10 protein-coding genes, 2 tRNA genes and 1 pseudogene are annotated in these 9755 nt (G+C 63.5%); 10 read left to right on the forward strand and 3 right to left on the reverse strand.

Features of this window, described 5'->3' with window-relative positions:
* From argJ to mutT, 3 genes are all read left to right on the forward strand, one after another.
* Positions 1–1158, forward strand: a 1158-nt coding sequence (gene argJ / locus P409_RS16740; protein ID WP_034839632.1) for a bifunctional glutamate N-acetyltransferase/amino-acid acetyltransferase ArgJ, incomplete at its 5' end; no start/stop codon positions are given.
* 392 nt (positions 1159–1550) lie between these two features.
* The gene (locus P409_RS16745) at positions 1551–2111 is read left to right on the forward strand and encodes a GNAT family N-acetyltransferase (protein WP_052120782.1); all 561 of its coding nucleotides are present in this window, start codon (positions 1551–1553) and stop codon (positions 2109–2111) included.
* Entirely contained in the window at positions 2101–2556 is a 456-nt protein-coding gene (gene mutT / locus P409_RS16750; protein ID WP_081991566.1) for an 8-oxo-dGTP diphosphatase MutT, read from the forward strand. Before P409_RS16745 ends, mutT begins: the two co-directional genes overlap by 11 nt.
* Before the next feature lie 89 nt (positions 2557–2645).
* On the opposite strand, the gene P409_RS37155 is transcribed toward mutT, so the two are convergent.
* Complete coding sequence (locus tag P409_RS37155) at positions 2646–3947, reverse strand: hypothetical protein (RefSeq protein ID WP_081991567.1); 1302 nt, start codon at positions 3945–3947, stop codon at positions 2646–2648.
* Positions 3948–4541: 594 nt separating this feature from the next.
* Here P409_RS37155 and P409_RS38000 point away from each other — a divergent pair.
* The 3 genes from P409_RS38000 to P409_RS38005 all read left to right on the forward strand — a co-directional run bounded on the left by P409_RS38000 (position 4542) and on the right by P409_RS38005 (position 5166).
* Entirely contained in the window at positions 4542–4892 is a 351-nt protein-coding gene (locus P409_RS38000; protein WP_152613419.1) for a hypothetical protein, read from the forward strand.
* 47 nt (positions 4893–4939) lie between these two features.
* Positions 4940–5030, forward strand: a tRNA-Ser gene (locus P409_RS16755).
* A gap of 33 nt (positions 5031–5063) precedes the next feature.
* Positions 5064–5166 (forward strand) — tRNA-OTHER (locus tag P409_RS38005).
* A gap of 338 nt (positions 5167–5504) precedes the next feature.
* Here P409_RS38005 and P409_RS16760 read toward each other — a convergent pair.
* Both P409_RS16760 and parS read right to left on the reverse strand, forming a co-directional pair.
* Positions 5505–5990, reverse strand: a complete 486-nt coding sequence (locus P409_RS16760; protein WP_034839635.1) for an RES family NAD+ phosphorylase — start codon at positions 5988–5990, stop codon at positions 5505–5507.
* The gene (gene parS / locus P409_RS16765; protein ID WP_034839638.1) at positions 5987–6478 is read right to left on the reverse strand and encodes a type II RES/Xre toxin-antitoxin system antitoxin; all 492 of its coding nucleotides are present in this window, start codon (positions 6476–6478) and stop codon (positions 5987–5989) included. The genes P409_RS16760 and parS overlap by 4 nt, the downstream gene beginning before the upstream one ends.
* Before the next feature lie 89 nt (positions 6479–6567).
* On the opposite strand from parS, the pseudogene P409_RS41580 reads away from it, so the two are divergent.
* From P409_RS41580 to P409_RS16780, 4 genes and pseudogenes are all read left to right on the forward strand, one after another.
* Positions 6568–6675: pseudogene (locus P409_RS41580) on the forward strand (8-oxo-dGTP diphosphatase MutT); the annotation flags it as partial.
* 394 nt (positions 6676–7069) lie between these two features.
* Positions 7070–8242, forward strand: coding sequence for a CaiB/BaiF CoA transferase family protein (locus tag P409_RS16770; protein ID WP_034839643.1), 1173 nt, complete (start codon positions 7070–7072; stop codon positions 8240–8242).
* The gene (scpB, locus tag P409_RS16775; protein WP_052120784.1) at positions 8239–9036 is read left to right on the forward strand and encodes a methylmalonyl-CoA decarboxylase; all 798 of its coding nucleotides are present in this window, start codon (positions 8239–8241) and stop codon (positions 9034–9036) included. Before P409_RS16770 ends, scpB begins: the two co-directional genes overlap by 4 nt.
* Positions 9037–9237: 201 nt before the next feature.
* The coding region (locus P409_RS16780; protein ID WP_034839646.1) for a hypothetical protein at positions 9238–9755 on the forward strand (518 nt) is incomplete at its 3' end.

Here is a 9755-nt window from a genome sequence, read left to right on the forward strand (position 1 = left end):
ACGCTGGCCGCCGCCGCCTGCGGGCTGAAGAAGACGGGGGCGCCGGACGTGCTGTTCGTCGCCCTCGACCCCGGCACCAGCGCGGCGGGCGTCTACACCCGCTCCCGCTGCCCCTCCGCCCCGGTGGACTGGTGCCGCCGGGCCTTGCCCAAGGGCACCGCCCGCGCGGTGGTGGTCAATGCCGGCAACGCCAACGCCTTCACCGGCCAGGCCGGGGTGAAGACGGTCGCGGCCACGGTGGTGGCGGCGGCGAAGCAGGTCGGCTGCGAGTGGGAGGAGGTGTTCGTCGCCTCCACCGGCGTGATCGGCCAGCCGCTGCCGGAGGACCGCGTCGCCCGCCACCTGCCGGACCTGGCCAAGGCGCTGGGCACGGACTGGGCCGCGGCGGCGGAGGCGATCCGCACCACCGACACCTTCGCCAAAGGCGCGACCCGCACGGCGACGATCGGCGGCACCACGGTGACGATCACCGGCATCGCCAAGGGGTCGGGCATGATCGCGCCGGACATGGCGACGATGCTGTCCTTCGTCTTCACCGACGCCGCCATCCCGGCGCCGCTGCTGCAGAAGGCGCTGGCCGCGGCGGTCGACCAGTCGTTCAACGCCATCACGGTCGACGGCGACACCTCGACCAGCGACACGCTGATGCTGTTCGCCACCGGCAAGGCCGGCAACCCGGCCCCGGCCGGCGCGGCGGACCTGGCCGATTTCCAGCGCGCGCTGGACGACCTGACCGCCGACCTGGCCCGCCAGGTGGCGTGCGACGGCGAGGGCGCGCAGAAGCTGATCACCATCGCGGTGACGGGCGCGATCTCCGACCGCTCGGCCCGCCGCATCGGCCTGGCCATCGCCAATTCGCCGCTCTTGAAGACCGCGGTGGCGGGCGAGGACGCGAATTGGGGCCGCATCGTCATGGCGGTCGGCAAGTCGGGCGAGCCGGCGGATCGCGACAAGCTGGGCATCGCCATCGGCGGCGTCCAGGTGGCGCGCGACGGCATGGTGGTCGACGGCTATGACGAGGCGCCGGTGGCGGCGCATATGAAGACCCGGTCGATCGAGATCGCGGTCGATATCGGCATCGGCCGCGGCCAGGCCACGGTCTGGACCTGCGACCTCACGCATGGGTATATCTCCATCAATGCGGATTACAGAAGCTGAGAGACCATTTGTAAACGCTACTGGCGCGGCCGTCTGACGGCGTCTTCTCCGCTTCCGGTGCTCACGGACTTGAACGTCCGCTGCGCGCCGGTTCTCGAAGCCACCGCCAGCCGACTCGCGCCAGCGCATTTCCAAACGGTCTCTCGGTTCCCATTCGTGGATCGAGGGATCGATGGGGCAGGGCAGGTGAGACCTCTTCGGAATGCCTCTTCTGAGTCCCCCCTCCCCTTGCGGGAGGGGGGTAGGGGGAGGGGGCTCTCTCAGTTCGACCCGGCCGAGCCCGCCGCAAGCCGGCACGGACGGCGGGTCCTTCGTCTTGCCCATCGGCGCGCGGACACAGGCGCTGCCGCCGTCAGGCGGCCACGCCGGCGCGTTTCAAGGCGGTCTCCCCCGTGACCGACCTGCCGGAGGAACTGGAGACCGAGCGGCTGCGGCTGCGCCGGCACCGCCCCTCCGATGCCGGGGAGATCGCGCATCTGCTCGACGACTGGGAGGTGGTGCGCTGGCTGTCGGACGTGCCCTTCCCCTACAGCTTCGCCGATGCCGAGGACTGGATCCGCACCGCGGAGAAGCGCTGGATCGCCGGCCGCGAATACCAGTTCGTGGTCACCCTGCCCGACAGCGGCGCCGTGATCGGCCATATGGGGCTGGCGATCGCCACCAACGGCCGGGTCGGCAGCTTCGGCTACTGGTTCGGCCGGCGCTGGTGGGGCCAGGGCTACGCGACGGAGGCGGCGCAGGCGGTGATCGCCTTCGGCTTCCTCGACCTGCGGCTGGAGCGGATCCAGGCCGCCTACCACCCCGACAACGCGCCGTCGGGCCATGTCCTGGTCAAGGCCGGGCTGATGACCGACGGCATCAAGACCATCGACTTCAAGGCGCTGGGGCAGGCGGTGCCCTGCCCGCTCTTCGCCCTCAGCCGCCAGGACTACCTGAAGATCTATGCCGCCTGACGCCCCCGCTTCCGCCTCTCCCGGCGACACCACCAAGCTGCCGCCCCTGCCGATGGTGCTGGTGGTCGCCGTCGCCCTGGTCGATGCCGACGGCCGGGTGCTGATCGCCCAGCGGCCGCCCGGCAAGTCGATGGCCGGGCTGTGGGAGTTCCCGGGCGGCAAGGTCGATCCGGGCGAGACGCCGGAGGCGGCGCTGATCCGCGAGCTGCGCGAGGAGCTGGCGATCGACACGGAGGAGAGCTGCCTGGCCCCCTTCACCTTCGCCAGCCACCGCTACGAGCGCTTCCACCTGCTGATGCCGCTCTATCTCTGCCGCCGCTGGCAGGGCACGCCGCAGCCGCGCGAGGGCCAGACCCTGGCCTGGGTGGCGCCGAACCGGCTGCGGGACTACCCGATGCCCCCGGCCGACAAGCCGCTGGTGGCGATGCTGCGGGATGTGGTGTAGGTGCAGAGGCCTGACTGCCGAGGGGCTAGGCGTCAGACATCTGCCAGGAGGATCGTTGCGATAAGGCGGTGTCGATCCGCCGGTTGGCTCTACACCGCAGAGCCATAGCCGGGTCCAGCACCATCAACTTCTCTGATCATGTCCTCCCATGGCCACTTAACCGTCGCATACTTTCGGTATAATAGAAGTTGTCGGTCTACAATGTGGATTTCGTTTGTCGCGTTATTGTAGCTTAGGACCAGCCCCCGGCCGTCGTCATCGACCTGCAATTCCTCAAATTTCTCCAAAACTGCCTTAAGGTTACCTTTCTGAATTCGAGGTTGCCTAGCGTGCGCCTGCTTATGAATATCGTCTACGCTTAGGCCTTTTTTTAGATCATCATCACCGCTGCTCATAATTACAGCCATGGCATGAGCATAGATGCCCGTTGCATCGGAGCGCTTGCGAATACCTGACGAGATTCGATTCGCAAACTGCTGATAAGCTGGATTAAGTTGTTCAGCATATTTCATGCCTGCGGCCTCGCCGGCACCTTCTCTATCAAGCTGTTTTAGTGATTTCTGGGTCTCGCCGATTTCCAGTTCATCCAGGGTATTCAAGGATAGTTTTTGAAGAATTCCTGCATTTCCAAAAGCATCTGCTATCAGAAGGTCCTTCAAGGGTGATTTAAATTCAATATTGAGTGCCTCGCCTCCTCTTTCAAGGATCGCCTTAAGATCGTCATCTGTCCAGTAGATAGAAATTTCCTCGATGCGTCCGGAAAGGTCAGTGTTTAGAGAAATAAGCATGTTGCTCTGGGACCATACGCCGACTATGATAATATAGGTGCCATAATCCCACATAGTCTTAAGATCGTGTGCGAACACTCTTCGGTCCGCAACGGACATATAGTGGAAGTCCTCAATGACCACGCGGCGTCCAGATGCTTTTATAGCTTCGCAGAGAAACTGTAGGTTTTCCGGCCCTTTGCCGGGAACACGGTAAGTTGTCGAGCCTTCCGAAGTTTGTTCCACGCCGAATGCAGTGCCTATTTTTGCGATAATATTAGCACCAATACTGCCATTGATCTGCAGTGTTGCTTTAGTATTGTTTTTTTCTGACGTTTCTTTGACAATTTGTATCCCTAGTTCGGCTAATATGTCTTCATAGATTGAAGGAACATCCTTTTTGAGCCGACATTGAATTACAATAGCATTTGGTATGATCTTTTTCCTTATCCAGGATTTTCCGCATTTAGATTCGCCTCTTAGGGCAATGTGGTTTGAGCGTGTTAATTGCTTCTGCAATTCTGCATCTAAGGAGCCTCTGTCAACATACGAGTCGCTCAATATATCAGAAGAAATTCCAAATACTTCTGAACTACGCTTTACCCGCTTTCCAAATAGCTTCATGTGAATACCTCGCATCGAAACAACAGCGCTCTGAGGAAGCTCGCTTCCCAATGGGTGAAGCAAACTCTAATAGCATCGCTATGTCATTATGGGGAGGCCGACGGTGAGCCCATGCGGGAACCAATGCGCTGCTGGCGCGGGAGCTCGGGATCAAGCGAGCGATCCACCGGCTGAGCGGGCCGGAGGCATTGCGGTTGTGCGAGCGGTCGAAGGGCGAAGGAGGCTGGAGAAGTCATGCCTGTCGGTCGAGCGTATGTGCGCCATCACGTGCCGCGCGCACCCTGCGAGATTTGTAGCGCCCGAGCCCATTTGGTAAGGATGATTCAAAAATGTCTGACGAATTATCCTGATATTGCGCAGGGAATTTGATTGCGCTATAGTCTAATCAGAATGTCAGCTTCATCCTCAGAAAGATGGGTTAGCGCTAAAGCCGATCAGGGCTCGCTCGGCAAGGATTCCGGGTCAATTGGTGCTGCGCTGTCGGAGCTAGCCACGCGACTGGAGCAAGCCAGACTGCAAGCTGCAGAGGCTCGGCAGCGGTTTGTCGCCGCAGAAGCTGAGGTAGAGCGCATCTGCCGCGCCATGGCCGCTCTGATGGATCTTCTGCCCCAGGACAAGAGGCCGGATGTTGCGCCGGTGGTTCAGGCGCGACGCCAGGAACGCCGGCACGGACGCGGAACGTTGATTTTCGACAACGTGGTCAAGCTGTTCGAGAAGTCGCCTCGGGCCGAGTGGACTGCTCCGGCAATTCAATCCGCACTCCAGGATAAGGGTGTGCAGGCTGAGCCCAAGCAGATCCACAACGTGCTTGGCTACCTTGCTCGGGAAGGGAAGTTGGTTCGAGTTGACCGCGGCCGTTACCACATTTCTGGCTATGGCATCGGTATCGAGACTGGCGACGAATGTGATGATTATGATGGTGGGAGGCGCCAAGACGGCGACTAACGCCTGACAAAGGAAAACGCCAGCGATCAGGGCCGCTGGCGTCTATACTCCGGTGGTGGAATTGGCATACACAGCCGACTGCTACTCGGCCGGTCAGTCCGCGAGGCGATCATGTGGGTTCGAATCCCGCCCGGAGCACTCCCCTGTAAAAGCCCTTTTTGTTTGTTCTTGGCCCCTGTGGCGCAATTGGTAAGACGCGGCGGTGTTAGCGCACCGCTGCCCGAAGAGGTCGCTGCCTCGTAGGGCTGTGTAGGTTCGAATCCTACCGGGGGTATCAGAACAAGTCAATAGATAACTTATTGATTCTGCAATAGAATCGCTGAATCAAAAAATGAATCTATATCAATGACTTAAGGATTGCTCGCTCAGCCTTGGAATATCCAATACCGTTGTGGCATCTCGGATCGAGCGCGTCCGGGAACGAATCAGTCTCCTTCACTGCTGCCGCTCGGAATTCCGGGATTTGCGGTGACAGTGCACTTTTAGTGGGCTTCAGCCCGCGTCTGGCAGAGTGATCACCCGGCCGCGTTCGAGTGGAGACGCGGGATGGCCACACCCCTTTGGGCTCGTCATGACGGGCTGAGAGCCGGTATGGACAATGACAGCGGGTCCTCAAACGGATCTGACCAGCCTCGGGTCGTAGATCCATTTCCGCACCTTCGCGGCGCTGATCCGCGCGCTGTCGGGGTGTAGCGGATTGATCAGCACGTTGAGCTCCTCCGGCACGATCACCGACGGGACGATGAGCAGGGCGGACGATCCCGACCGGATCCAGGCCGTGCCGAAGGCGATGCTCGCCCGTCCCGCCGGCTCGGCATCCCAGCCGACCGGCAGGGTGGCGGCGGTCTCCTGCCGCGCGGCGGCCCAGACCGTGTCGGGGATCTCCACCCGCACGAGATATCGGTTGAGCGGCAGCCCGCTGGCATTGAGGTGGACCACCGTCTCCAGGCAGGCCAGCGCCCGGGTCTGCGACGTGTAGACGGCCGGCACGCCGGGGCTGTTCCAGCGGCCGCCGGTCGCCTTGGCGCCGGCGCCGGTGAGATCGTCGGCCTCGTAGGACGGCGTGTCTGTGGCGATGCGCCAGACCGTCCGGCTCACGCGTAGGCGCCGCTCTGCAGCTGCGCCAGCACCGTCGACACCAGGGCCTGCCCCTCCATCGTGTCCATCAGCTCGATCGGGCAGGTGCCGCCGAGGGCTGGCAGGGGGTCGTTGAGCCAGCGGGCCATCCAGGCGGCCGCATCGAACCCCTTCGGATCGCCCGACTCCTCGACCATCGCCTCGATCTGTCCCACCAGCCTGGCGACGCCGATGACACGTTCGCTGTCCTCGGGCGACAGTGTCTGGTCCTGCTTCGCCTTCTTGTTGACCGTGGCGGGGGAGAGGTTGAGCGCCCTCAGACCGGCGCCCTGCCCGATCGCCAGATCGGCCAGGATCCGCTTCGCCTCGACGGCGCGGACACCGTGCTTGATCATGTCGATCCGCTCGAGCGGCGAGGCGTGGAAGACCGCTAGATAGGAGAGGCCGGCCTTCCGGTGCCGCACCGAACCGGGAGAGTCGGACTTGGTCGAGGGGCTGATCCGGGACATGCTTCGGCTCCTTTGAGCAATCAATATGCTCTCTGGAGCCGAAGAATCCAAGTCCCGGAGTCGCTGGCTTCGCGCCGGGCGTGCCGCAGCCGCGCGAGGGCCAGACCCTGGCCTGGGTGGCGCCGAACCGGCTGCGCGACTACCCGATGCCGCCGGCCGACAAGCCGCTGGTGGCGATGCTGAGGGATGTGGTGTGACGGCGGTGGCCCGTGGTTCGGGCCATCGCTCCGACGGTCTCGATTGAGGTGTCTCAGGAATGAGGCGGTCCAACTGCTCGGCCTGCCCGTGTTCGCGTACTCCACCGAATGCCCGTTTGCGCTACCGCAGGGACGTGCTGCGGCCTAATATTTCTGGCAATCGCATCTTTGTGACATATGCATGTAATTTCATTATACGAAAGCGATCATGGAAGCGTAACGTCGAGTACAGAACAAGCGTCCATGGAGAGATGATGAAGGCGTGGCTGCCGCGTATTTAGGTGGTGACTTTTATTATTGGATTCGCCAAGGTGTCATATGAGGAAGCCGGCATTCAGGATAAAGCAGGCGGCGATCTGTGCCCTGAAGAGTGCCGCACGACAGGGAGTGTACAGTGGCCGACTCCATCCATCCCGCCATGCTCCTGTCGGGGATCACGATCATCGACCTGTCGCGCGTCTTGGCCGGGCCGTTCTGCACGATGACCCTTGCCAATATGGGCGCACGGGTGATCAAGGTGGAAATCCCCGGCACCGGCGATGATTCACGCGCCTTCGGCCCGTTCAGCAACGGCAAGTCGCTCTATTTTTCCGCCATCAACTGCAACAAGGAGAGCATCGCTCTCAACCTGAAGCAGCCCGACGACCGCCTCGTCTTCGAGAGGCTCCTGGAAAAAGCCGACGTCCTGGTCGAGAACTACCGGCCCGGCACCATGGAGAAGCTCGGCTACGGCTGGGAGGTGCTGCATGCGCGGTTTCCGCATCTGATCTACGGCGCGGCATCCGGCTTCGGCGACAGCGGACCCATCTCCCAGCGCGCGGCCTACGACATGGTCGTGCAGGGCATGGGGGGCATTATGAGCCTGACGGGCTATCCCGGCCAGCCGCCCGCCCGGGTCGGCATCTCCATCGGCGACATCACCGCCGGGATCTATCTCGCGAACGGCATCACCGCCGCGCTCTACAAGCGCGCCGTCTCCGGCATCGCGAACAAGATCGACGTGGCCATGCTGGACTGCCAGGTCGCGATCATGGAAGACGCGATCACCGCCTATGACAAGACCGGCGAGATCCCCGGCCCGAAAGGCACCAGCCACCCCTCGGTGGCTCCCTTCCAGGCCTTCGCCGCGCAGGACGGCAGCGTGATCATCGCCGCCGGCAACGATCATCTGTTCCGGCTGCTGACCGAAGCCCTCGACCGCCCCGACCTGGCGGCCGACAGCCGCTTCGTGTCCAACGACCTGCGGCACGTCAACCTCGGTGCCCTCCAGCAGGAGATGGAGAAGACGCTTCGCACGAAACCCGTCGCCGCCTGGCTCGACGTCCTGAATGCAAAGGGCGTGCCGTGCGCTCCCATCAACGACATTCCGCATATGATGCAGGAATCGCAGGTGGCGGCGCGCAACATGATCATATCCGTCAATGATCCTGTTGCCGGTGAGATCAAGGTGGCCGGCAATCCCATAAAGGTGGTGGGCGCGGCCGAGCCCACCACCTTTTCGCCGCCTCCCGAGCTCGATGCCGACCGCGCCGCGATCCTCGCCGAATTCCTCGGAACCACGTCATGAGCGGCGTGCCTCAACCCGACCTGGTCACGGTCGAAACCGCCGACCGCGTTGCAATCCTGAGCCTCAACAACGCCGCCAGGCGCAACGCCCTCAGCCGTGCGCTGCTCGATGCCCTGATCGCAGGCCTGAAGGGGCTCGATCTGCGGGACGTCCGCGCCGTCATCCTGCGTGCGGCGCCCGGCCTGTCCGTCTGGTCGGCCGGCCATGACATCAAGGAACTGCCGAGAGGACACGAGGATCCCCTGGGCTATTCCGATCCGCTGGAGCGAGCGTTGCGCGCCATCCGCGAGATGCCGGTGCCGGTGATCGCGATGGTTCACGGAACCGTCTGGGGCGGCGCCTTCGACCTGGTCCTGTCCTGCGACATGATCGTCGCCGACGAGACGGCGGGCTTCGCCATCACGCCGGTCAATCTGGGCCTGCCCTACAACACCACCGGTCTTCTGCACTTCATCGGCCGGCTGCCGATGAACCTGATCAAGGAGATGTTTTTCACCGCAACGCCTCTCAAGGCCGAGGATGCGGAGCGCTGGCACATCGTGAACCATCTCGTCCCGTCCGCCGAGCTGGAGAGCTTCACCATGGCTCTGGCGGAAGGGATGACGACCAAGGCCCCGATGGCGGTGGCGGTGATCAAGGAGCAGCTTCGGGTCCTGGCCGACTACCAGCCGATCGCGGCCCAGGTGTTCGAGAGGATCCAGGACATGCGTCGGCAGGTCTACGAGAGCGCCGACTTCCAGGAGGGGATCAACGCCTTCCTCGAGAAGCGGAAGGCTGTGTTCCAAGGGATCTGAATTTCGGTGACAGTGCACTTTTGGCGGACCGTCGCTCCGTGCCCGGCGAGCGGCCGGCCGCTGCTCGGCGCGCTGCAGCTCCTCTTGATGTTCCCTTTTTGTTCTTGACGTGATGCCGCGTCGCGCCGCATAATCCAGGCACAGTCGAAGAGTTGCGCCCGCCCGGCCCCGCCGCGGCGGGCTTTTTCGTGCGAGGTCGGGATGGCGGCACTGAGCGAGAGCGACGACTATCTGGCCGAATGCTTCGTCCGGCACGGCAACGGGTACCGGGCGGCGCGGGAGGCCGGCTTCTCGAAGCGCGGCGGCCGCCGGCTGCAGGAGCCGGATGTGCTGGCCGCCTGCCTGGTCAAGGCGATCCGGATCCTGGAGGCGGGGCAGAGCCTCGACAAGCGGGCGCAGCGCCGGCTGCGCGAGCTGGGCCGGGCCTGCCTCCTCAAGGGCCGCAGCGAGCACGGCATCGACGGGCTGCCGCCGGTCGAGGAGGCGTACCGGCAGTTCCGGCTCCTCCTCGGGCTGGATCGCGAGCCGGGTGGAGAGGGCGGGGCCACCCCCTCACCCTCCCAAGCCTGCGGCTCCTCCCTCTCCCCCGGGGAGAGGGAAGGCGCGGCGCGCTCCGATAGCCCTCTCCTCGGGGAGAGGGAGGGGCCCGGCGGCGAAGCCTACGGGAGGGTGAGGGGGCGTGCGGCCTCGCCGGAGGGGCTCGTCCCGCGGACGACGTT

The sequence above is a fragment of the Inquilinus limosus MP06 genome (assembly GCF_000767795.1).
GTDB classification, from domain to species: domain Bacteria; phylum Pseudomonadota; class Alphaproteobacteria; order DSM-16000; family Inquilinaceae; genus Inquilinus; species Inquilinus limosus_E.

What these genes read in the sequence shown, in the direction of transcription:
- mutT (WP_081991566.1), top strand. Translation starts at nt 2,101, where the DNA reads ATGCCGCCTGACGCCCCCGCTTCCGCCTCTCCCGGCGACACCACCAAG.
- P409_RS37155 (WP_081991567.1), bottom strand. Translation starts at nt 3,947, where the DNA reads ATGAAGCTATTTGGAAAGCGGGTAAAGCGTAGTTCAGAAGTATTTGGA.
- P409_RS38000 (WP_152613419.1), top strand. Translation starts at nt 4,542, where the DNA reads ATGGATCTTCTGCCCCAGGACAAGAGGCCGGATGTTGCGCCGGTGGTT.
- parS (WP_034839638.1), bottom strand. Translation starts at nt 6,478, where the DNA reads ATGTCCCGGATCAGCCCCTCGACCAAGTCCGACTCTCCCGGTTCGGTG.
- scpB (WP_052120784.1), top strand. Translation starts at nt 8,239, where the DNA reads ATGAGCGGCGTGCCTCAACCCGACCTGGTCACGGTCGAAACCGCCGAC.